The sequence below is a fragment of the Rossellomorea vietnamensis genome (assembly GCF_008180615.1).
GTDB classification, from domain to species: domain Bacteria; phylum Bacillota; class Bacilli; order Bacillales; family Bacillaceae_B; genus Rossellomorea; species Rossellomorea vietnamensis_D.
Map to the genome: position 1 here is coordinate 18188 of NZ_VTEH01000027.1, position 22087 is coordinate 40274.

A 22087-nucleotide genomic window follows, 5' to 3' on the forward strand; every position below is an offset into this window, starting at 1 on the left:
ATGAAGTGTTTACTTGTTAATAAACTCGTTAGCCTTGGAAAAGGAGGGTTTGTTTTCCGGTGTCTGAGGAATTCCTTTGACGCTGTTTTAAAGAAAGTAAGTATAAAAATTCACTCTCACTCTCACTGGATAAATCATTATATCAGGAAGAAATGAACGGAAGCTGATATCGTCCTTTTATGAAGTCGGAATTATAATAGAGGGAAAGAAGATTATGCTGAGGTTAAAAGTTGCTAATATATATAAGTTTTTTTAAAATAGAGGTTACACTTATAAAAAGGATGATGCATCCTGATGGTTAAAAAGAGACCAAAACGAATATTTAAAAAGAATTCACCCATAAAGATTTTACTGATTCCAATTGCGGTTTTACTTCTATATTTTATCGTTTATGGCGGTTTCTTGACCTACCAGGAGTTATCGGATGAAGCAAAGGAAGAAATTCCTTCAGAATATATACCTATTTATAAAGAGGCTTCAGAAAAGTATGGAGTGCCTTGGAACCTCCTTGCAGCCCACCACAGAGTCGAAACCAAGTTTTCACAAATGGAAACAATGGTTTCCCCGGTAGGTGCAGAAGGCCATATGCAGTTTATGCCCTGCACATTTATCGGCTGGTCCCATCCTACCTGTGGAGGGCTGGGAGAAGGGGATATACCAGATGATGAACTGACTGACCCTGGGATGATAGCTAAATATGGTGGATACGGTGTAGATGCAAATGGGGATGGCAGAGCCGATCCATGGGACATAGAAGATGCTGTCCATAGTGCAGCGAATTATCTGGCGAGCAACGGGGCAGCGGATGGTGACATAGAAAGAGCCGTTTTTGCCTACAACCACAGTGAAGAGTATGTTGAGGATGTTTTGTACTATTCTGAGAGATATCAAACAGAAGAAATGTAATGTCGACGATGAAATAAACTAAACAGGCTGCCAAGTGTTAACCCTGCAGCCTGTTTTTCTTTTCATAACTGTTTAGTTGCGTAGTGAAAGCTGGGGGAAAAGGTAATTAACTCTTTTTCCTCATGCTTTTCATAATCAAGCTGAGCAGGAAGACCAATATAATGGCACCTATCAGTGCAGGAATAATGGCGATACCAGCAAGGTCAGGCCCCAAGTCTCCCAGAAGCAACCCTCCAAGCCATGCACCAATGATACCAGCGATGATATTTCCGATAATGCCTCCTGGTACATCTCTTCCAAGAATCAATCCTGCAAGCCATCCAATGATACCGCCGACGATTAAATACATAATGAATCCCATTTAAAATTCCTCCTTTGATATAATTTTTATATTTCTTAGATAAAATATACACTGAACATCTTATGGTTAAACCTGAAGAGTTTATGGGTAAAGAAATTAGTTGTTTTCGGATATCCCCGTATACTGAGAGTTTTAACTCTAAGCGGGGAAGAGCAGCTCATTGCTTTTCGGTTCAACCATATTTCATCTCCGTAATAGGGTTTTTTTCGAAATTAATATCAATAGCAACAAAGTTTCGAAGAGAGCCATGAAAAAGAGACAATGAGCTAGGAGCGAACATATGAAGTCAACCGCAATAATGATTCAGCAATGGAAAAATGCCCTGATTGCTGAAATTCAGACATTAAAAGAATACGAAGGCAGAGGAATTCTTGTTCTTAAGGGCCAGCATTTAGCCACAAGTGAAGGAGGAGCTGTTTACTGGCTCGTCATGGCTTATCCGGCCAGCTTGTTTGCCGGAGGTTCAATTGTTTTCGAATATAACGGTAAAAAAGCAGAAGGGAACATCCTCTCCTCTGAAGGAACGGATGTCATTGCGGAACTTGACTTAGATTTAGGAGCTGAAATTGGTAAAGGGATTATGCGTAATGAACCATGGGATCTTCTCAATAAATTAATTGAGAGGCTGGAAGAGATTGAAGAAGACCCATCAAAAATGAAGACAGTTGAGAACGTAATGAATCCTCCTCAGCAAACCTTTCATCCAAGAGAAAAAGTGCAAAGTACTGTACACGAAGCGGTATTGAGGTCCAAGTATAATCCTGTGACCTATATTTGGGGACCGCCGGGAACAGGGAAGACCTACAATCTTGCCCGGGCTGCTGCCTATCAATATGTAAATGACCGCAAAATTCTTCTGCTTTCTCACAGTAATGCTGCTATTGATGTAATAACATTGGAAATGTGCCGCTTCTTACAGGAAAAGCACAAATGGACAGGTGGAGAAGTGATCCGCTATGGTCATCCTGAAAAAGAAGAACTTCACTCTCATCCTGAGTTGAATGTAGCGAAGCTTGCAGAATTGGAAGATAGCATTACCGGGGAAAGAAAACGTAAATTTGAAAAAAAAAGGTCCATATTGAAAAAGAAGCTCTCGAACCGTTTTAATATAACAGACTCGGCTAAGCTGACGAGAATAGAAGTTGGGCTGGCAAAAGTAAGGGAGAAGCTTAGAAAAAAGGAAGGTGCTTTTTTAGAGGAGGCAAAGGTAGTTGCAACCACATTATCCAAAGCTGCCACTGATCCACTGATTTACAACAGCCAGTTTGATTTGATCATCGTTGATGAAGCCAGCATGGCTTACGCTCCCCAGATTGCTTTTGCAGCAACGCTTGGCACAAGGGTCATTATTTGCGGAGATTTCAAACAGCTGCCTCCAATAGCTGTTTCCAGGCATGGGTTGGTGGGAAAATGGCTCAAGCAGGATATCTTTCATCTTTCAGGGATAACCGATTGGGTGGAAAGAAGGCAAAGTCACCCTCAATTAATGCTCCTGCCTGTTCAAAGAAGGATGCATCCTGATATTTCTGCATTTACAAATGAACTTTTTTACCACTCACTAGTCAGTGATCATCCAGATACACTTCATCAACGGGCCAGCATCTCAAATCAATCACCTTTTGAAAAACAGGCAGCTGTATTGATGCCCGTAATTGATCATCTGCCGTGGTGCATAACGGATAGTGGTTCACGCTGGAATCTCATGAACAGTCTGGCAGCAATACAATTGATGCTGGCAGCCAATGCTTCGGGAATCTCTTCAATCGGGTATGCAACCCCGTACCGTGCCCAGGCAAGGTGGATGAACACCATAATCTCAATCTTTTTTAACAAGAGAGATATAACCATCACAGCAGATATATTCGCATCTACCGTTCATAAATTTCAAGGTTCTGAAAAGGACATGATCCTTTTTGATATCACGGACAGCTTTCCTCAAGAAAAAGCGGGTGCGCTGCTCACCAAGAAGGAAAGCGGAAGGCTCATCAATGTCTCTGTAACCAGGGCTAAGGGAAAATTTATTTTGCTCGGTGATGACCAATTCATTAAAAAGCATGTTAGCGGGGAAAAGCCTGTTCGCAAACTGGTCCATTACTTGGAGAAGAAAGGCAAAACATCTAACAGGGATTATGCCTCTGTTTTCTCCCCTGTACATACAAAAAGGCTGCGGTGGTATGAGAAAAATAATAATGAAAAACTCTTGAAAGATATTGATAATGCCAAATTCGAAATTATCTTGTCCTTTGAGAAGGTGGAAGATATCCCGGGTGAAATATGGGCAGCAGTAAAAAGGGGAAGTAATTACAAGACAATAAAAATATTATGTAAACATAAAGAGGGGATTCCTCTTACCAGCTTCCAACTAGATTCAAGAGAGTATAAACACCCATTTATCGGATTAGACCAAAAAGTGTTATGGTTTGGAAGTCTTCAACCAGGAACTGCAAATAACAAAGGATTTTCTTATATTCCACGAGTGTTCTCCAGTAGATTCTTTTCAGCTTACGTGGAGGGTTTGTATTAAGGTAATAATACATAATGTGCATAAACTCGTTGGAGAGAGTGCCTGCAAAAAAAGAGGCGAAGTCAACCGTATTCTGAATGGACAGGTTGGTTTGCACAATGAATTTTCGTGTAATACAATAAATAAAAGACGTATCAATAAAAGGAGGATAATGCCCTATGAACAAAATTGCAGTATCCATCGAATTTTGCATGCAATGAAACTATGCGCCAAAAGCCGCGAGGTTCGCGGAAGAACTGTTTAACCATTTTCGGTCAGATCTGGGAGAGATGAAATTGATTCCTTCCTCAGGCGGAGCTTTTGAGGTGACTGTGAATGGCGAGAAAATTTACTCAAAATTGGAAACAGGAATTTTTCCTGACATAGATGACACGATAAGAGAAATGGAGAGTAAATAATTCAGAAAGGATTGGCCTGATGACCAGCCAATCCTTTTTGTGTTTTTCATTTTGAATGCCTTGAATGCTATAAAAATAGTACCTGGATACCAGAACCATTCTCAAGAAGAGTCAGATCAGCACACTCTTCATTTGTGAGTTTAGGCATTTTTCAAAATTGTCCCTGACATCGAATAATAGAAGGTCCTGGCTTTTTATCAAGCGTTTTCAAAATGTGAATTTCTATAAACCCTTTTCGTGGATACAAATGAATGGGATTATTTTTTAAAGAAAAGGGAAATTGAAGAGATCTTTCTCTCTTAGAGTTTCCCTCTGCCGGCATAATCTGTATTGACAGTGTTTGTTCTTTTTTTTCGAGGATTATTTCATGCATAGTAAAATTGGATGGTGTCGCTTCCACTATATAAGCATCTGTGGTATCAAACAAGTCTACTCGGAATTGAGTTTCATCCAGCTTTGTTGTATAAGGATCCAGAAGCCAGTCTTTCATCCAGCGCTCCCATTCTTCTAATGTAAAATCATCTCCCGCATTTGACATGATTTCCTCCATCTTTCCTCAAGCGCAATCCATAAACAGTCTGCTGTTTGCTCATCAATAAAATCCTGGAAGTCTCTCCCGCTCGTTTATCCCTGTTAAAAGAGGAAGTCCTGGGCACAGGATCTTACAGCGTTACACGTTATGAATTTACCGCTATCCTTTTAAACAGTCTATTCTCTTTGGGAGAGGATGTGTGGGTGGTATAATGGGGATTATTCAGTGTTTTCATTCAGGAGGAAAGTATTATGAAGGATTTGCTCAGAAAGATCCCTTCTATCCATGAAATCCAGCAAGATGCGGTTTTTAAAGGAATGATAAGGGAATCAAATATCTCAAGTGAACAAGGTACAGAGCTTATAAAAGAGGAAGTTGCCAGAATAAGGGGAAATATTTTAGATGGCTCTTGGGACGGTCCTATGCCGGGAAGTACAGAACTGAACGCCTATATAATCAAACAAGCTGGAAAAGCCGCCTCTCAGAAATTCACTTACACTTTAACAAAGGTGATTAATGCCAGCGGAACGATCCTGCATACGAACCTAGGAAGGGCAAGGCTGAGTGAGACAGCTGTTCATCATGTAATGGAAATAGCGAGGAACTACAGCAACTTGGAGTACGATATAGAGAAGGGATCGAGGGGGTCCCGCCACAAGCATGCTGAAATCCTTATTAAGGAAGCCACCGGGGCAGAGGCAGCAATGGTTGTTAACAATAATGCAGCGGCGGTATTCTTGATTCTGTCTGCTTTGGCCAAGAATAAAGAAGTAATTGTTTCAAGAGGGGAGCTGGTTGAAATCGGCGGCTCCTTCCGTGTTTCTTCGATCATGGAGGAAAGCGGAGCAGCACTGGTCGAAGTTGGTACCACGAACAAGACGAGAAAGAAGGATTACGAGGAAAAAATAAACGAAAATACCTCCATGGTGATGAAGGTGCATAGAAGCAATTTCGTCATTAAAGGTTTTACTGAAGAAGCAGTGACTGAGGATTTGGTTCAATTGGCATCCAGCCATGAACAGGTAATTTTTTATGAAGATCTTGGCAGCGGCATGCTCTATGATTTAAAGAAACATAATATTGGATCTGAACCCTTGGTCAAGGACGTCATTTCCAAAGGAGCTGACCTCGTTTCGTTCAGCGGCGATAAACTTCTCGGAGGACCCCAGGCAGGGATCATTGCCGGTAAAAAAGAAATTATAGATATCTTGAAAAAGCATCAGCTTGCACGTGTCCTGCGTGTCGATAAAATGACGCTGGCGGCTCTGGAAGGCACTTTGATTGACTATCTAAAAGGAAAAGAAAGCAATATCCCTGCTTATCGGTCACTTTTGCTGCATGCAGAAGAAGTAAAAAAGACAGCAGAAACGGTAATCTCCTACCTAAAAGACAGGTCGGATCATTTTTCTGCTGAAGTCAAACCAGCAAAGAGCCAGGTGGGCGGGGGGACAATGCCGGATGTAGAACTGGATACATACGTGCTTTCCTTAAAACATACAAGCCTGGATGCATCTCAATTGGAAAAAGCTTTGCGAAAAGCAGCAACGCCGATAATCGGAAGAATACAGCGGGACGAATTCCTGCTGGACTTTAGAACTGCTGACCAGACCGAGATCCCAGTTATCTGCCAATCCCTGTTGGAGCTGGACAGGCAGTTAGAAAATTCGTTAAATATTTAAAGTCCCCTGGTGAAGGGGACTTTTTTTGATGGTCTTGAAAACCCCTGGCTATGCGGGGGTTCCAGAGAACTTATAGCTTTGTATAGAACATCCTCTTTCTATACAAAAAGCCGGTTACTTATCACTACATGCCATTTCAGCAGGAGGGGAGGTATCCTTGCTGATTGGCATTAAGAAAGGCTAAAATAAGCGGAGTTTTTCCGGTTAAGCTTAAGAATTGAATGTGATTTAAGGTATATAAGCGGAATTTTTCCGCTTAAGCACAGCGAAACGAACTATTTTTGCATCTTTTTTACAAATAAGCGGAATTTCTTCGCTTATTACCTATTTTTACAAGATATAACTTAAATAAGCGGAATTTCTCCGCTTATTTCTCCACGTTTTTCAGCCAAAACCACCAGTTTAAACTGGTGGTTTTGGCTGAAAGTGGGGGAGGGTTTCATCCCGTTATCCCAGGAGAATAAAAGAAAGACTTCTTTTTCCTCCTGGGGTCATTTTCCTCCCGGGCTGAGAGGGGGGACTTGCGTTTTTTTAGTTACATATCATGATGCTGATTATGTTTTTGTCTTGTATGATTATGGTTTTTAACCTTTTTTGATCCGCTTAAAGGTTCTGGCTGTCCTGTTGGCTGTCCTTTAGTTGTGTTGCGGCGCATATCTTTTCCATCATTTTTGTTCATATAGCATCCCTCCTAAAGATAGAATGCGGATTTTTTGATTCGCGTATACATCCATCAATTTCTAGTTGATCTGCTGTCTAGCAGTAAATTAAGTTTAGAGATATTTGACTGCAGCCTAAACAGTGATTTCAAGTTTGCTGACTATCTTGAAGCTGCAGTATGATACTCAGGTTCTGCCTGATGTATAGCTTCTGATTTGCAAGGGAAACATAACTTAGGATTATTTATCTTAAGGAGATGACACAATATGCCGTATCATAAAGATAAGCAGCAAGCATTTCAAGCTGCACAGCAGGGTCATGAACAAGTACAGGATGCTGTAAATGAGCTAGTACTGGATGGTGCTGATTACGGTCACCAGCTGGCACACTTGAAAAATGAAGTAAACGAGGCGTACCAGCAGATTGAAAACGCCTTAGAAACAGCCTCTGAACATCAGCGCGAACAGCTTGAAAAGATGAGGGCTGATTTATCTTCTGTTATGCAGCAGGTTAACCAGGACTGATCTCAATTAAAAAAGGAGTATCCATGAACATCATGGACACTCCTTTTTTTGTCGTAGAACTTAAGTTGCAAAATAGTTAGACTTATTTATAACTTAAAGACCCTTCCTGCTGCTGCAGCATTTTTATTCGCGATTGCAAGGCCTTTCAATTGAGTAACAGCGGCTTAATTTGTTACTATATAGTTGAAATTGTTTGATTATTGGTTTTTCTTGCGCTTTTTGTTGTTTTGTTTTTGTGCGGCAGTCAAAGGTTCATTTGAAAACTCTTCGTTATATCCAGCTCCAGTTCCTTGAGCTTTGGCAGCATTCATGCCTTCACGGATATGATTTGCTTTTCTTTTAGCCATTGAAGTCACCTCCCCCTACACTTTATCTTTTCCAGGGGAAGGCAATCCTATTAGCAATGAGGCCTTCATTTTACTTTCTCAGCATAATAAGTGAGCCGCATAGAAATCTGATTATTTCCACAAGGACCGTGGTTTATCAGCATTTACAAAGACAATAACGTGCTAAGGTGATTAACTCATAAGAAAAACTTATCAAACACAATAACTTTCTTGATATTTACTTATGTAATCGCTTGTATTAAGATGTTAATGTGAACAAAGTTGAAAAACAGAATCAAACTTTTCAGCGCACGTAAAAATCGTAACAATCTCTAAGAGGGGGAATCGAGATGGCGAAAGACGTATTTAACTCCCGTTCTTCATTTGAAGCAGCAGGGAAACGCTATCATTATTATCGTTTAAAAGCATTAGAAGAGGCAGGCGTAGCCAAAGTTTCACGTTTACCTTACTCTGTTAAGGTACTGCTTGAATCTGTACTGCGTCAATTTGACGGCCGTGTAATCAACAAAGAACATGTAGAAAACCTTGCAAACTGGGGTTCTGCAGAAGTGCAGGAGGCGGAAGTTCCATTCAAGCCTTCACGTGTAATCCTTCAAGACTTCACAGGTGTTCCTGCCGTAGTAGATTTGGCTTCATTGCGTAAAGCGATGGCTGATATCGGTGGAGACCCTGATAAAATCAACCCGGAAATTCCTGTTGACCTGGTAATCGACCACTCTGTGCAGGTAGATAAATATGGAACTGCCGATTCTTTGGCAGTAAATATGGACCTTGAATTTGAACGAAATGCAGAGCGCTATCAATTCTTAAGCTGGGCTCAGAAAGCATTTAAAAACTATCGTGCAGTTCCGCCTGCAACCGGTATCGTCCATCAGGTTAACCTGGAGTACCTTGCAAATGTAGTTCACGCAGTCGAAAATGAAGACGGCGAATTTGAAACATACCCTGATACACTTGTAGGAACGGATTCCCATACAACGATGATCAATGGAATCGGTGTACTTGGATGGGGCGTAGGCGGTATTGAGGCAGAAGCAGGAATGCTTGGCCAGCCTTCATACTTCCCGATTCCTGAAGTAATTGGTGTGAAAATGACAGGCGCTCTTCCAAACGGTGCTACTGCAACAGACCTGGCTCTTAAAGTAACTCAAGTTCTTCGCCAGAAAGGTGTTGTCGGCAAATTTGTCGAGTACTTCGGTGAAGGGGTGGCGACACTTCCTCTTGCTGACCGTGCGACAATTGCCAATATGGCGCCTGAATACGGCGCAACTTGCGGATTCTTCCCGGTTGACTCAGAGTCTCTTGACTATATGCGATTAACGGGCCGTTCAAAAGAACACATCAACGTTGTGGAACAGTATCTGAAAGAAAACGATATGTTCTTCACTCCTGATAAAGAGGAGCCTTTCTATACGGATGTTGTAGAGATCAACTTGTCTGAAATTGAGCCAAACCTTTCAGGTCCAAAGCGTCCTCAGGATTTGATCCCGCTTTCTGAAATGAAGCCTTCATTCCATGAAGCAATCACTAATCCAGAAGGAAACCAAGGTTTCGGCCTTAATGCTGAAGAAATCGAAAAGACAGCCAACTATACAAACCAGAATGGCGAAGAAGTAAAAATTCCTACAGGCGGTATCGGAATCGCGGCGATTACTTCTTGTACGAACACTTCCAACCCTTACGTTATGCTCGGTGCAGGTCTTGTAGCTCAAAAAGCGGCAGAGAAAGGCATGATTGTGCCTGATTATGTAAAGACCTCATTAGCTCCTGGTTCAAAAGTAGTTACAGGTTATCTTGAAGATTCCGGGCTGCTTGAACCGCTTGAAAAGCTAGGTTTCAACCTTGTAGGTTACGGCTGTACTACATGTATCGGTAACTCAGGACCATTACGCCCTGAAATCGAGAAAGCTGTTGCGGAAGCTGATCTGCTTCTTACTTCAGTTCTTTCCGGTAACCGTAACTTCGAAGGACGTATCCATCCGCTGGTAAAAGCAAACTACCTTGCTTCACCTCCATTGGTGGTAGCCTATGCTCTTGCAGGTACAGTGGATATCGACCTTCAAAAAGATTCACTTGGAAAAGATAAAGATGGCAATGATGTGTTCTTTGCAGATATCTGGCCTACACAGGATGAAGTGAAGGAAGTTGTGAAACGCACTGTAACGCCTGAATTGTTCCGCAGAGAGTACGAAAATGTATTCAATGATAACAAGCGCTGGAATGAAATCCAGACGAGCAACGAACCTTTATACAGCTTTGATGATGAATCAACTTATATCCAAAATCCTCCGTTCTTTGAAGGATTGGCTGAGACTCCTGAGGATATCCAAGCCTTAGACGGACTGAAAATTGTTGGTAAGTTCGGTGACTCTGTAACAACAGACCACATTTCGCCTGCCGGTGCAATCGGTAAGGATACACCTGCTGGTAAACATTTGCGAAGCAAAGGTGTAGAGCCTCGCGATTTCAACTCGTATGGTTCACGCCGAGGCAATCACGAGGTGATGATGCGCGGAACGTTCGCCAATATTCGTATCCGTAACCGCATCGCTCCTGGAACCGAAGGCGGATATACAACATACTGGCCTGAAGATGAAGTCATGGCAATGTACGATGCTTGCATGAAGTACAAAGAGCAAGGAATCGGCCTGGCAGTACTAGCAGGTAAAGACTACGGTATGGGCTCTTCCCGTGACTGGGCAGCTAAAGGTACAAACCTGCTTGGCATCAAGACGGTCATCGCAGAAAGCTATGAGCGTATCCACCGTTCCAACCTTGTAATGATGGGCGTTCTTCCGCTTCAATTCAAGAGGGACGAAAATGCAGATACACTTGGATTGAAAGGTACAGAGTCAATCTCTGTAGATCTGACTAATAATGTTAAACCTCGCGACGTCGTGAAAGTTACTGCAACTGACGAAGATGGCAACAAAACTCAATTCGAAGCACTAGTTCGTTTCGATTCTGAAGTTGAAGTTGATTACTATCGTCACGGCGGTATTCTGCAAATGGTATTGCGTGATAAACTTAAAGCATAACAGGACCAAAATGCACCCGTACTCCACATGGAGACGGGTGTTTTTTTTTATTACACTAAATGTGTGATATGTAAGAATAGTTGGGCTGCCTCACAGATGTAATCACCAATCCGACTAATAAAAATAGACAAGCCTTCATAACATGAAGTAATAACCTTATGGAGGGCGTGGCTTGTCAATGAAGAAGTCGATTGGATTAATGTTGATGATTTCATTCGTATTCGTCATTTACTTAGAAAACACTTCACTTTTTTCTACTGAAATATGGAGCGGCAGTGAAGTGGAAATAGCGGAAAGAATAGCTGTGAACAGTGTACCGGTGACACAAGCGAGAAGGCTTAACGGCTCAGAAATAGGAACACTTGCACCGGAATTTTCTTTGAAAACTTTATCAGGGAAATCAATTTATTTATCGGATTATAAGGGGAAAAAAGTATTAGTAAACTTTTGGGCGGCTTGGTGTGCTCCATGCACTAAGGAGCTCCCTGCTCTTGAAGCGTTTAACAAAGCAAGCTCAGGGGTAGAAGTGATATCAATCAACATTGACCCTGAAGATCGTGCAAAGGAATTTGCAGAGAAAGCTGGAATTTCTTTTCCGGTTCTTTTAGATGCAGATGATAAAGTGAACACTGAATATGGAGTGATCTCCATACCGACCACTGTGCTGATAGATGAAGAAGGATTCATAATTAACAAGCATATCGGTGCTCTGGACGAAGAAGGTTTTCATGTGTTTGTTCAATGATAGGACATGGTGACACCCCATTACGGTTTCAGCGCTCAACTGCCCCCAAGACCGTGAGCATGAGCGGAAAACCATTACATTTATAACGGCTGCAATCAAGCGAGCAAATCTCTGCCTCCGACCATTTCCTTTTATCCAGCTCGCACTTCGATGAGTTCTACTCGAAGAATGCTCCAAATCATTTCCATAGGAACAATTACATTATCCGAAAACCCCCGCTTTTTAAAAATTTTAGAAAATTAATTATAATTCCGGCAGTGTATGTCCATAATAGAAGTAAACTATCACAGAAGAGAGGTAAAAATCATGCGAAAACCCAGGAAAAAGTCATTCGCCGATCTGGTAAACGAAAATAAACAAGCTTTGATGATGGATGCAGAAGCGATTAATGCCATTGAAGAAAAAATTGAATCAAGATTGGAAATCAAGCGAATGGATAAAGCTGAATAACCCAATAGCATTCTTTTGCCATTGCAGGCAGGAATAACTAATGAAAGTACACTCATATCTTCCCTCCCTTTGGAAATTCTAATGACTAAGGGAGGGATTTTTTTATGAGCAACCCAAAACGAAACAGTGAACATTTCGTACCGAATCATCTTGGAACCCAGCCTCGTGAAGCTGGTGGAAATAAGGGAAAGCAAATGCAGGACAAGTCAGGGAAGCACGCCCAGGTAATTCAGACAAAAGGTGAATGACTTCAAAGATTAACCCTTATTAAAAGGAGGAACCAACATGGCTGAACAACAGAACCGTCCAAACCCGGATGACCGCAGTGATAATGTAGAAAAACTTCAAAGCAAGGTGTTCCATACGATTCAAAATATGGAAAGAGCTGAAGAATCGATGGCTTATACTGACAGTGAAGAACAAATTCAATCGATTCAAGCTAAAAATGAGCGCAGACGTGAAAGCTTAGATGCGTTCAGAAGTGAAATCAAGGACGAAGCCGCTTTTCAAAAAAACGGTCAAAATAATCAGTACCAATAAACTCAAGCTGCCGGAAAAGTCCCGGCAGCTTCTTCTATGGGCAGAGCAGCAAATATGATAAACTTGTTAGTAATAATCAATAAGGATAAGGTGATTTTTAATGTACATATCAGAGAAAAAGATAGAAGTAAGATATGCGGAAACAGATCAAATGGGAGTCGTTTACCATGCAAACTATTTAGTATGGATGGAATTGGGGAGAACCAAGCTAATAGAAGATCTGGGTTTTAAATATGCCGATATGGAAAAGGAAGGAATTATTTCCCCTGTCATAGATATAGAAATCAGCTATAAAAGCCCAGTAAGGTACGGTGAAGAAGCCATCGTTAAAACATGGATAGAGTCTTACGATGGATTAAGGGTTACATACGGGTATGAGATTTTAAATGAACAAGGAGCACTCTCTGTTACGGCTAATTCTAAGCATGTTTGTGTTAAAAAAGATTCGTTCCGGCCGATATCAGTAAAGAGACAATTTCCTGACTGGCATGAAGCATACGAGAAGGCAAAAAAATAAAGGCTCTTTAATAAAGATTGTTGCTTTTAAATAATTCCCCCCTCCTAACCTTTTTACGTACGGATTGGAGTGGAAGGCGTACGATCTCCTGCGGGAATAGCGGTCGTCTAGTTCCAGCGCCTAGCCCCTAGGGGTCAAATAACCCGCATCGAATAAAAGGATAGACCGCCTTTTTTTCGATGCGGAACATTTGCCTGTCGGGTCTGAGCAGGGCGCTTGGAGCGGAAATCCCTTACTATTAAAGCAGCACAATCTTTGCGAAAAGGGCGCTAATAAAAGAGGTTAGATGAACATGGCATTTGGGATTAACAGAGCAGATTTGAAAAAGTGGAAAAAAGATATCGACAATGGAGAAATAGCCTTTCTTACCCATTTTTGGCTGGATGAACGGTTTCCCGGATGCAAAACTGTTACGAAGGCAGGAGCAAAGGATATAGAGGCACTTGCAGAGTGGGGAAAGCAATACGGATTAAAGAGGGAATGGATTGATGATCGCAAAAAGGACTACCCACACTTCGATCTCTTAGGAGAAAAGCAAAAACTTATCCTTGAGAGAGAAAATCTTCACACTCATTTAACCCGATTTTTCCGTTGAAAATTTCCTCATTAATATTCATTCAATAATTCCTTAAGGATGCCTTGGAAGCTCTGTTTTCTACATTATATGGAAATCACAGCTTCTAGTCTCCTTCCGTGTGAAGTCATAATGCATGGTTCTTCTCTTTCTCATTCGTTCAATTATAATCTTAATCTTCGAATACAGAGCCATTATTCGCCTGTTCTAACCTGGCAGAGAAAAAAGAGACTCTCTTCCTATTCAAATAAAAAGTTTCTATAGCATGATCACAATCAGAGCCAAGGCTGCTTACTAAAGAAAATTTGTCGAAAAATGACATATTGACTTACCATCATAATAATAGTACGTTCTACTTATCTATTAAATTTATTACTGGAGTAGTATATGACTAAAATGAAAGTTTACCAGCACAAACTTATTGATAATATCAGGAAAAAATTATCAGAATGGCTTAGTTCTAACGATGAAATCGATTCATCCGAAGTGAGGAGGTTTTTTCATTCTATCAGCGGAACTGCCCCCACAATTGACCTTGAGAAAATTGGCAGACTCGCATCGGAGTCTATGAAAATAGTTGACAGGAGGGGGGAGGCCGGCTGGAACAGAAAGAGTATCCAGGACATTATCTCACCTCTTCTGAAAGAGTGCTATCAGTTTGAGTATGAAAATGAAATTGATTTCCCCATGATGGCAGATATCAATGAAAAAAGAAAAATTGTGTTTTTGGTCGAAAATGATACAAGCTTTCTCATGCTTGTTAAGGATTATCTTGAAAAGAGAGGATTTCATGTTTTCGGGTTTACGGATGCTGATAAAGCCATATCAGCGTTATATGATGTGAAACCTGACTGTATTCTTCTTGATATATTCCTCGGTGATCAAAATGGGCTCGACACCTTATCGCATATTACCAAAACTGTACAAAAACAGTATGTACCTGTAGTAATGATGGCTGAAAACAATTCAGACAGTCTGCGCATGGAAAGTTATCAAAAAGGCGCGGATGATTTTATACAAAAGCCCTTCTTGCTGGAAGAGCTTTTTATAAGGGTAAATAGGCAAATCGAAAGAAAAGGATTTGTCGATCATTTAATTCTTGTGGATGAATTGACTAGATTATATAACCGCAAATACCTGCGCAACTCCTTTACACAGTTATGTGCCAAGCAGTGGGAAGAAGAACTGGCGCTTTCCATTGCGTTCCTGGATCTCGATTACTTCAAAAATGTGAACGATCAATACGGCCACCTGACTGGAGATACCGTCTTGAAAGAGTTCTCACGCTTTGTCCAAAAGCGAATAAAGCCCGAAGAAGTTCTCGTCAGGTATGGAGGGGAGGAATTTGTGCTGCTTTCTCCTGGAATTTCTGCTCAAAAAGGAAAAGAGCGCCTAGAGAAAATACTAAATGAGTTCTCTGCCTTTGCGTTCGAGGCAGAAGGAGGCCAGGAGTTTACTTGTACTTTCTCCTCCGGCATAGTTGAGGTGGATGCCTACGTCTCGACTTCACTTTCTTATTGGCTGGATATGGCAGACCTTGCTCTTTATCGATCTAAAGAAAACGGAAGAAGCCAAGTGACAGTTTTCGACCGGAGCATGTCCTCTTCTCATAAAGCTGTTTCAGTGGCTCTTCTGGAGGATGATCCCATCATGCAGGTCCTGCTTGCTAATACAATCAAGCAGACCGCTTCTGACCATAATCTACCCATTGAAATTTCCAAGTTTGAAAGCGGAGAGCAGTTTCTGGAAAGCGGCTGGATAAATCAAAACCAGAAAGGGATGGTCCTGCTAAACATCTTTATGGACGGAATGAGCGGGATCGAAACAATGAAACAAGCCGATTTCAATCCCTTTACGGTTCTGATGCTTTCAGCAGAAACAAAAAAGACAGAGATGATACAAGCCATCGAATTAGGTGTGGCAGATTATGTCATTAAGCCTTTTTCGATTCAATCACTCGAAAATAAGATTCTTTTTTATCTAAAAAAATTGACGGACCATTCATAGGGAGATGTGCAGCAATGAAGCAATTACTACTAGCCGAAGATGAAGATGTCCTTCGTTCCCTTATCCTCGACACCCTTGAGGATGAAGGCTACGAAATCCACGAGGCATGCGACGGAGAGGAAGCAGAGGCTCTGGCTTCCTCGAAAAAATTCGATCTCATATTACTCGATTATATGATGCCTGCCAAAACGGGATTAGAGGTCATAAGCACTATAAGGACCGGCGGTATAAATAAAAACACAAAAATCATGATGCTGACAGCCAAGAGCCAGAAGTCTGATGAAAGGATGATCATGGAAGCGGGCGCAGACTATTTCCTTTCTAAGCCTTTCAGCCCGATGCTGCTTGTGAAAAAAGTGGAGGAAATTTTAACAGAAGATGAATAACTACTTTCAAACAAGTTTATCAAGGCGGTTTGCCTACCTGATGTTTTTATTTATCATTCTGTTCCTCATAGGGGCAAGCATCATACTCTATATACAATTTCATATTCAGCAGGATTTCGAGAAGCAAAATAAACTATCTGAAGAAAAAGAAGAAATTATTATTAAGATTGATCAAGGTTTCAATAAGGCTTTTCTGGATATGAGGGGATATATCGCTTTTGGTAATGACAGGCTGAGAAATAGCGCATTGAGCCAGCAGGAAGAAATACAGCGAAATATTGAGTTGTTCAGCAATCTGCCGCTTACAAAAGAAGAGCAATCCAAACTGCAGGAAATGAACTTTTACTATACAACTTATTTCTATGACTTGCTTCCACCTACTATTGAAGACTATGAACAGGGGAATACCGAAGCCATTGCGAACCGAGCCAATAGCTCTGCCACATCTCAGTTAGAAACCTTTCAGAAAAATTTGAACAAATATCGATTAAGTTTGGATGAACAAGTAGAAGCCAATGGTGTCAAGCTTGCTTCTCTTCACCAACAAATGCAATGGGGCATGTTCGCGTTTGTATTATTCATGCTTATTGTCTTGTTATCCATTACACGGATAAGCTTGAACCGAATCGGAAAACCTTTGAGGGAGCTGGCCATTGCGGCAGACGCAGTCAGCAATGGACAGGAGTCAACTATCGACTTAACGCAGGATAAGAGAGATGACGAAATAGCTGTCCTGAGAACCAGTTTCATCAAAATGTTTTCTTCTATTAAGGAAAATGAGCAGCGTTTGATAGACAATAATGATGAGCTTTCTGAACAGCAGGAAGAATTGCAGGCACAGCAGTTCGAATTGGAAAACCTTCTCGGACAAATGGAGAATCGAGAAAATCAGCTTCGACACCGTAATGAACTCATCAACAGCCTTTCGAATTCCTTGGACAAACAAAAAGTGCTGAACTCTATTGTAAGAGGATTTTCAGGCGTGCTTCATGCCGACCGGGGTATGATAGTGGTTCTGGATGCAGAGAAGACTTTCGCAAAATGGGGAGTATCGGATGAAGGGGCAGGACAATTCATCCGCTCCCTTAGTTACGGGATTGTCGACAGGTTACAAGAGGAAAAAGAAGGTTTCGTGATTAAAAGAAAAATTCCGAGGGAAGAAAAAGGCATTCATTATGAAGAACAACCTTGCTGGGATTTGTATCTTCCTGTTTTATCACATATGGGAGATATTGAAGCGGTTATGGTCTTTACACGCTTTTCTGAAGGATATTCTGCTGAAGAGATAGAAGAGTATTTTTCTTTGTCAAAACAGGTCTCGATCTCGTTAGAAAAGATCAAAGTATTTGAAACCTCAGAAGCAGACCGGATCATGAATAACGATATCTTGAATACTATCCATGAAGGGATCCAGCTCCTCGATGTAAAAGGAAGAATCCTTCATATCAATGATACTTTTTGTTCTATTTATGGGTGCAGCAACCCGAAACAAGAAATAGAAAAAATGTTCTCTCAATGGTTTGAGGCAATAAGGGATATGGTGGAAAGACCTGAGGAGCTTTTAAGCTTTGTTAATAACTTGTTCACCAGTGAGGCTGGTGTTTCCAAGCAGACTCAATACAAGCTTGTTAACGGCCAATCGAAGATGATTCAGGTATACGCTGAACCATTATATAGACATGAAATCCTTTCCGGGTGGGTACTGGTTCACAGAGACATTACGAAAGAATATGAGGCGGACCAGATGAAGAATGAACTGGTGAGTACCGTTTCCCATGAATTGCGAACTCCGCTTGCAAGTGTCCTTGGTTATACTGAACTGTTGATTAACCGGGAACTGAAACCTGAAAGACAGAAGAAATACTTGAATACTATTTACCAGGAAGCAAACCGGCTGACTGCGCTTATCAATGACTTTTTGGATGTGCAAAGGATGGAATCAGGGAAGCAGACTTACGATAAAAAGTACGAGCAGCTTTCTCCTATCTTGAAAAAAGTGATAGAAGGTATAAAAATCAATACAGATATCCACGATATCCAATTTGTCAGCGATTCAGGAAAGGACAATGTCCTGGGAGACAGGGATAAACTAGTTCAAGTATTTCAAAATTTAATACAAAATGCAGTTAAATATTCGCCAGAAGGCGGGAATATAACAGTTCAATTGAAAACAGTCTCAGATGATCTGCATATTTCAATTGCTGATGAAGGACTTGGCGTGCCGGAAGATGCCGTGCCAAACCTTTTCACGAAATTTTTCCGTGTTGATAATTCAGACAGAAGAAAAATCGGTGGAACGGGTCTGGGTCTTGCTATTGCCAAAGAGATTATAAAAGCTCATGATGGAGATATTTCTTTGAAAACAGAGCTTGGCAAAGGAAGTACATTTACCGTTATTCTTCCAAAGGTTTCAGGCATGGCTGAAACAGACTCAGAGTCTTACTTTTCTGATGCAGAAGGAAGGCGGATTGTAGTTGTGGAAGACGATCAGCAGCTGGCTTCCCTGCTGTCTAATGAACTGGCGGAGAGTGGTTTTATCATCAAGACTTTTTCGAATGGTGAAGAAGCATTGAAGTTTATAAAAGTAAATTCGCCGGATGCCATCATTCTGGATATTATGTTAAGCAAGTCCCAGATGGATGGTCTTGATATTCTCCAGGCAGTTAAGGCAGACCCCGGGCTCAGGGACATCCAGATATTCGTCTCAACTGCCCTCGATGAAAGGGAAAAGGTGTTGGCACTCGGAGCTGATGGGTTCCTTGTGAAACCTTACTCACCAAGCAAGTTAACCAATATGGTCTTGAAAAATCTGAAGAAGTAAAGAAAGAAGTGAAGGCGGTGTAATCCGGCCTTCACTTCTTTTATTTCTTGTATTCATATGAGGGTTCATGCAGTTTTTCATTAAAATTAACGTAGAGATCATGCTCCAAAAAGAACCATAGGTCATTTTCTTCTACAAAGAAGGTCGTTCCGTCCACTTCTTCTTTAGAACCCATATCAATGGGTTCTTCTTTATTAACCCCTAAAGAGAACGATTCGTGCAGGGGGCTTGACCCGCCATACCGTACATAGAAACGGACGAAATCCCCTTCTTCAATATCCATTTCTTCCTTAAACCACTTCAACGCTTCATCGGAAAAAGAAATATTCATCGTTGTACTCCTTTCTTTTCGCTGTCTTCGTCTATTATATGATGTTTTCCTTTTCTTCAGCCAATCATCGGCTCATAGAAGTGAAATGATTGGAAGAGGGCATACTCTCCGTGTTATCTTTAATACTAATACATAAATGAAAAAGGAGTTGAAAAGATTGAGCAACCTGAAACTTCTTATCATTATAGGGGCAGGTATATTCGGCGGCTTGACCATCATGACGTTCCTGCAGCTGAAGCCTGATTATAGAATGGAAGCACTTGGGTTCATTGCTGCAACAGCTGGTTTATATGCTGTATTGCTCTGGCTTTTCCAAAAAGGCTTGAAAAAAGCCTTTACGTCAGCAGTTTTTATACTGGCGTTACTGGCTATTACAGCTGTGATGTTCCACCATGTTCTGTTTCCTGCTCCTCATTAAGACAAAAATCCTGCCTTTATCCAGGCAGGATTTTTATCAGTTACTGCTCAATACTCATCACATGAGAGACCATTTCCTCTTCGGGGAAAGAAACCAATCCGCTTTGATGTGCTGCATCAAGAGGAAGTATACGGTAATTTTTATACTGAGACTGAGTGACAAATGTAGGTTGAAAGCTAATTTCCGGAAACGTGATTCGTTTTCCGTTTTCATCGATCACTTTCTGCACCGTAACATTTGCGATGCCGCCAATGTTCTTCAGCTCACCGTCCTGGCCGGACAGGAAATTTCCTAATGAATATATAACGACAGCTTCACGTCCATCTTTGGTTGTCACCTTTTCGATGGGCTGCAGTACATGCGGGTGATGGCCGATAATCAAATCCACCCCTGCATCAGTCAGTTCACGGGCAAGCATTTTCTGGTTGTCACTGGGATATCTCTCATATTCATTACCCCAATGGGCAGCCAGTACTACCATGTCCACCCCTAGTTCCTTTGCTTTGTGTATATCATTCTTCATCAGATCCAAATCTATAAGGTTTACAAGGTAATCCTGTCCTTGAGGAACAGGAATTCCATTCGTCCCGTATGTATAAGCCAGCAATGCAAAAGAAATTCCATTCACATTAAAGGTTCTGATATTCTGCCTGTCTTCCTGACTCTTGAAAGACCCGGTATAAGGCATACCTATTTCTTCATAATGAGATATGGCACTCAGCGCACCTTTCGCACCTTTATCCAATGTATGGTTGTTTGCAGTAGTTACCGCATCTACTCCCAGTTTTTGCAGAGCATCTACAATTTCGTAGGGACTGTTGAAAGCAGGGTAACTTGAGACGCCCAAGTGTGCACCTCCAGGAAGAGATTCCTGGTTGGCAATCATAAAGTCAGGACTTTGCAAGAATGTTTCAACATCTTTAAACATTGGCATAAAATCGTAAGCGCCTCCATTTTCAGCATCCTGATAGACAGTATTATGAAGTAGAACATCTCCGATAGCGCCGATAACAGCCTGACTTGTATACGATTTCTCCTTAAGTGTACTTTGAATGGATGAGTGCGGGGAGTGTGTCCGGGCAGCATCTGAAGTATCCTCTGCCTGCCTAAACTGGCTCAGCACCAAAGCTGAAGCAGTAATGATTAAAATAAATGCTAAAGCTGAACCCCATAAAACCTTCTTGTTCATTATTCAACCAACTTCTCTCTGCTTAATTTAAACGGTAAAATAGTCCTTCTTATCCATTATAGTGCTGGAGAGTCCATTAATAAACAGATAATTGTAAAAAAATACTGTCGAATTTCCTGGTTATTCTACACGTTCTATTAATCAGGCTTTTATTGGTTGTTTAATATTTATATTGACTTTCTCTGCCATCAAAACCATAAAATATAAAAAATAATGTCTGTTTTCGTATAGATTGTGGCTGTGGAAAAGTAATGGATTTCCACTCCAGGCGGCGGTTTATTTGACCCTGAGGGGCTAGGCGCAGGAACTAGATGCCCGTTAGTCCCGCAGGAGGTCGCACGCCTTCCGTTCCAATCCCCTTACGTGAAAGGGGAGAAATTCAAATAGCCATCCGAAAGCAACAATCTTTTAGCGATGAGCTTATTAAAAAGAGCAGCTATTTACTAGTGTTTTAAAAGATGTTTTTCCTCTATTTTAACTATTTTCCGATTAATTCTTTATATAAGGGGAGTTTTTCCCGTTAATCATAGCTTTGAGTACAATTTGTTGTTAAATAAGGGGAATTTCTCCCTCTATTCAAGCTGTTTTTCGGTGCTATCCTTAAATTAAGGGGGATTTTTCGCTCTATTAATGAGCTCAAAGTCATCGATGAGTTGAGAATGTACCTTTCCTCAACCCAGAAAGTTTATTTGACTCCGACAGGCTAAGTCTGTTTATAAATGTCTGCTTTCGAAAAAATCTCAAGAGCCGGATTTTTCCCTGGATACTAAGAGTTTTCGCTATTATCGAGGGAGAGTAGCTCTTTTCTGTTACCAGACCAGTTTTCATCCCTCTATATATGGTATTTTTGGAATTAGTATCAAATAGCAACAAAGTTTACGAAACCCCCATGTCCTTCCAGACACCACAATTAATGAAAATGGAAGGCTTAAACGTTTAATGATGTATCATCCCGTTCATCCTGTTAATGCAGGTCCGAGGTCGTCTCTTTTTTGGTGGCTAGACCCCGTTTACGAAACCGACCTAATATATTCATGAGAACCGCCGATTGTTGCCAAGAGCACGTGTATAAAAATACTCGCTCAAGAATGTATGACCTAGCAATTTATACAAAGGATGAGATTGATGGATGCTATTTTA

21 protein-coding genes and 1 pseudogene are annotated in these 22087 nt (G+C 41.2%); 16 read left to right on the forward strand and 6 right to left on the reverse strand.

The window, feature by feature from the left end; translation table 11 throughout:
• The first annotated feature begins 294 nt into the window (after positions 1-294).
• Positions 295-906, forward strand: coding sequence for a lytic transglycosylase domain-containing protein (locus FZC79_RS21805; RefSeq protein WP_148948740.1), 612 nt, complete (start codon positions 295-297; stop codon positions 904-906).
• A gap of 106 nt (positions 907-1012) precedes the next feature.
• On the opposite strand, the gene FZC79_RS21810 is transcribed toward FZC79_RS21805, so the two are convergent.
• Positions 1013-1267, reverse strand: a complete 255-nt coding sequence (locus FZC79_RS21810; RefSeq protein WP_148948741.1) for a GlsB/YeaQ/YmgE family stress response membrane protein — start codon at positions 1265-1267, stop codon at positions 1013-1015.
• A 280-nt stretch (positions 1268-1547) separates the two neighbouring features.
• Here FZC79_RS21810 and FZC79_RS21815 point away from each other — a divergent pair, with 280 nt between their 5' ends.
• Positions 1548-3791: an AAA domain-containing protein gene (locus FZC79_RS21815; protein WP_148948742.1), complete on the forward strand. Its 2244-nt coding sequence runs from the start codon at positions 1548-1550 to the stop codon at positions 3789-3791.
• Between the two features lie 212 nt (positions 3792-4003).
• Positions 4004-4189: pseudogene (locus tag FZC79_RS21820) on the forward strand (Rdx family protein); the annotation flags it as partial.
• 151 nt (positions 4190-4340) lie between these two features.
• On the opposite strand, the gene FZC79_RS21825 reads toward FZC79_RS21820, so the two are convergent.
• On the reverse strand, positions 4341-4727 hold the full coding sequence (locus FZC79_RS21825; protein ID WP_148948743.1) for a hypothetical protein: 387 nt from the start codon (positions 4725-4727) through the stop codon (positions 4341-4343).
• 245 nt (positions 4728-4972) lie between these two features.
• Here FZC79_RS21825 and selA point away from each other — a divergent pair, with 245 nt between their 5' ends.
• A complete protein-coding gene (gene selA, locus FZC79_RS21830) occupies positions 4973-6400 on the forward strand; it encodes an L-seryl-tRNA(Sec) selenium transferase (RefSeq protein ID WP_148948744.1) in 1428 nt (475 codons plus the stop codon).
• Between the two features lie 535 nt (positions 6401-6935).
• Here the strand turns inward: selA and FZC79_RS21835 are convergent.
• Positions 6936-7079, reverse strand: coding sequence for a small acid-soluble spore protein P (locus FZC79_RS21835; RefSeq protein ID WP_148938895.1), 144 nt, complete (start codon positions 7077-7079; stop codon positions 6936-6938).
• 247 nt (positions 7080-7326) lie between these two features.
• On the opposite strand from FZC79_RS21835, the gene FZC79_RS21840 reads away from it, so the two are divergent.
• Positions 7327-7584 carry a hypothetical protein gene (locus FZC79_RS21840; protein ID WP_148948745.1) on the forward strand — a complete coding sequence of 86 codons (258 nt, stop codon included), beginning with the start codon at positions 7327-7329 and terminating at the stop codon, positions 7582-7584.
• Positions 7585-7781: 197 nt separating this feature from the next.
• Here FZC79_RS21840 and sspO read toward each other — a convergent pair whose 3' ends face one another.
• On the reverse strand, positions 7782-7931 hold the full coding sequence (gene sspO, locus FZC79_RS21845) for a small acid-soluble spore protein O (RefSeq protein WP_113928536.1): 150 nt from the start codon (positions 7929-7931) through the stop codon (positions 7782-7784).
• Between the two features lie 329 nt (positions 7932-8260).
• Here sspO and acnA point away from each other — a divergent pair, with 329 nt between their 5' ends.
• The 10 genes from acnA to FZC79_RS21895 all read left to right on the forward strand — a co-directional run bounded on the left by acnA (position 8261) and on the right by FZC79_RS21895 (position 19009).
• Positions 8261-10969: an aconitate hydratase AcnA gene (acnA, locus tag FZC79_RS21850; protein ID WP_148948746.1), complete on the forward strand. Its 2709-nt coding sequence runs from the start codon at positions 8261-8263 to the stop codon at positions 10967-10969.
• Between the two features lie 178 nt (positions 10970-11147).
• Positions 11148-11714 (forward strand): peroxiredoxin family protein, encoded by a 567-nt coding sequence (locus FZC79_RS21855; RefSeq protein ID WP_252183433.1) that lies wholly within the window; start codon positions 11148-11150, stop codon positions 11712-11714.
• A gap of 306 nt (positions 11715-12020) precedes the next feature.
• On the forward strand, positions 12021-12164 hold the full coding sequence (locus tag FZC79_RS21860) for an FbpB family small basic protein (RefSeq protein WP_148948748.1): 144 nt from the start codon (positions 12021-12023) through the stop codon (positions 12162-12164).
• A 104-nt stretch (positions 12165-12268) separates the two neighbouring features.
• Positions 12269-12412, forward strand: a complete 144-nt coding sequence (locus FZC79_RS21865) for an acid-soluble spore protein N (protein WP_148938891.1) — start codon at positions 12269-12271, stop codon at positions 12410-12412.
• Positions 12413-12449: 37 nt separating this feature from the next.
• Complete coding sequence (tlp, locus tag FZC79_RS21870; RefSeq protein ID WP_148948749.1) at positions 12450-12704, forward strand: small acid-soluble spore protein Tlp; 255 nt, start codon at positions 12450-12452, stop codon at positions 12702-12704.
• A 100-nt stretch (positions 12705-12804) separates the two neighbouring features.
• Positions 12805-13221, forward strand: coding sequence for an acyl-CoA thioesterase (locus tag FZC79_RS21875; RefSeq protein ID WP_148948750.1), 417 nt, complete (start codon positions 12805-12807; stop codon positions 13219-13221).
• A gap of 292 nt (positions 13222-13513) precedes the next feature.
• The gene (locus FZC79_RS21880) at positions 13514-13816 is read left to right on the forward strand and encodes a hypothetical protein (RefSeq protein WP_148948751.1); all 303 of its coding nucleotides are present in this window, start codon (positions 13514-13516) and stop codon (positions 13814-13816) included.
• Positions 13817-14182: 366 nt separating this feature from the next.
• Entirely contained in the window at positions 14183-15802 is a 1620-nt protein-coding gene (locus FZC79_RS21885; RefSeq protein ID WP_148948752.1) for a diguanylate cyclase, read from the forward strand.
• Positions 15803-15816: 14 nt separating this feature from the next.
• A complete protein-coding gene (locus tag FZC79_RS21890; RefSeq protein WP_148948753.1) occupies positions 15817-16188 on the forward strand; it encodes a response regulator transcription factor in 372 nt (123 codons plus the stop codon).
• Entirely contained in the window at positions 16181-19009 is a 2829-nt protein-coding gene (locus FZC79_RS21895; protein ID WP_148948754.1) for an ATP-binding protein, read from the forward strand. The genes FZC79_RS21890 and FZC79_RS21895 overlap by 8 nt, the downstream gene beginning before the upstream one ends.
• Positions 19010-19049: 40 nt before the next feature.
• On the opposite strand, the gene FZC79_RS21900 is transcribed toward FZC79_RS21895, so the two are convergent.
• Positions 19050-19340, reverse strand: coding sequence for a HesB/YadR/YfhF family protein (locus tag FZC79_RS21900; RefSeq protein WP_148948755.1), 291 nt, complete (start codon positions 19338-19340; stop codon positions 19050-19052).
• Positions 19341-19497: 157 nt separating this feature from the next.
• Between FZC79_RS21900 and FZC79_RS21905 the strand changes: the two genes are divergently transcribed.
• Complete coding sequence (locus FZC79_RS21905; protein ID WP_148938884.1) at positions 19498-19758, forward strand: hypothetical protein; 261 nt, start codon at positions 19498-19500, stop codon at positions 19756-19758.
• A gap of 40 nt (positions 19759-19798) precedes the next feature.
• Here FZC79_RS21905 and FZC79_RS21910 read toward each other — a convergent pair whose 3' ends face one another.
• On the reverse strand, positions 19799-20947 hold the full coding sequence (locus tag FZC79_RS21910) for a CapA family protein (RefSeq protein ID WP_148948756.1): 1149 nt from the start codon (positions 20945-20947) through the stop codon (positions 19799-19801).
• Positions 20948-22087: the final 1140 nt, after the last annotated feature.

Coding starts and splice junctions, on each gene's coding strand:
- FZC79_RS21815 (WP_148948742.1), top strand. CDS start 1,548: ATGAAGTCAACCGCAATAATGATTCAGCAATGGAAAAATGCCCTGATT.
- FZC79_RS21895 (WP_148948754.1), top strand. CDS start 16,181: ATGAATAACTACTTTCAAACAAGTTTATCAAGGCGGTTTGCCTACCTG.
- FZC79_RS21825 (WP_148948743.1), bottom strand. CDS start 4,727: ATGTCAAATGCGGGAGATGATTTTACATTAGAAGAATGGGAGCGCTGG.
- sspO (WP_113928536.1), bottom strand. CDS start 7,931: ATGGCTAAAAGAAAAGCAAATCATATCCGTGAAGGCATGAATGCTGCC.
- FZC79_RS21840 (WP_148948745.1), top strand. CDS start 7,327: ATGCCGTATCATAAAGATAAGCAGCAAGCATTTCAAGCTGCACAGCAG.
- FZC79_RS21865 (WP_148938891.1), top strand. CDS start 12,269: ATGAGCAACCCAAAACGAAACAGTGAACATTTCGTACCGAATCATCTT.
- FZC79_RS21835 (WP_148938895.1), bottom strand. CDS start 7,079: ATGAACAAAAATGATGGAAAAGATATGCGCCGCAACACAACTAAAGGA.
- FZC79_RS21860 (WP_148948748.1), top strand. CDS start 12,021: ATGCGAAAACCCAGGAAAAAGTCATTCGCCGATCTGGTAAACGAAAAT.
- FZC79_RS21885 (WP_148948752.1), top strand. CDS start 14,183: ATGACTAAAATGAAAGTTTACCAGCACAAACTTATTGATAATATCAGG.
- FZC79_RS21900 (WP_148948755.1), bottom strand. CDS start 19,340: ATGAATATTTCTTTTTCCGATGAAGCGTTGAAGTGGTTTAAGGAAGAA.
- FZC79_RS21880 (WP_148948751.1), top strand. CDS start 13,514: ATGGCATTTGGGATTAACAGAGCAGATTTGAAAAAGTGGAAAAAAGAT.
- acnA (WP_148948746.1), top strand. CDS start 8,261: ATGGCGAAAGACGTATTTAACTCCCGTTCTTCATTTGAAGCAGCAGGG.
- FZC79_RS21890 (WP_148948753.1), top strand. CDS start 15,817: ATGAAGCAATTACTACTAGCCGAAGATGAAGATGTCCTTCGTTCCCTT.
- FZC79_RS21875 (WP_148948750.1), top strand. CDS start 12,805: ATGTACATATCAGAGAAAAAGATAGAAGTAAGATATGCGGAAACAGAT.
- tlp (WP_148948749.1), top strand. CDS start 12,450: ATGGCTGAACAACAGAACCGTCCAAACCCGGATGACCGCAGTGATAAT.
- FZC79_RS21855 (WP_252183433.1), top strand. CDS start 11,148: ATGAAGAAGTCGATTGGATTAATGTTGATGATTTCATTCGTATTCGTC.
- FZC79_RS21805 (WP_148948740.1), top strand. CDS start 295: ATGGTTAAAAAGAGACCAAAACGAATATTTAAAAAGAATTCACCCATA.
- selA (WP_148948744.1), top strand. CDS start 4,973: ATGAAGGATTTGCTCAGAAAGATCCCTTCTATCCATGAAATCCAGCAA.
- FZC79_RS21810 (WP_148948741.1), bottom strand. CDS start 1,267: ATGGGATTCATTATGTATTTAATCGTCGGCGGTATCATTGGATGGCTT.
- FZC79_RS21910 (WP_148948756.1), bottom strand. CDS start 20,947: ATGAACAAGAAGGTTTTATGGGGTTCAGCTTTAGCATTTATTTTAATC.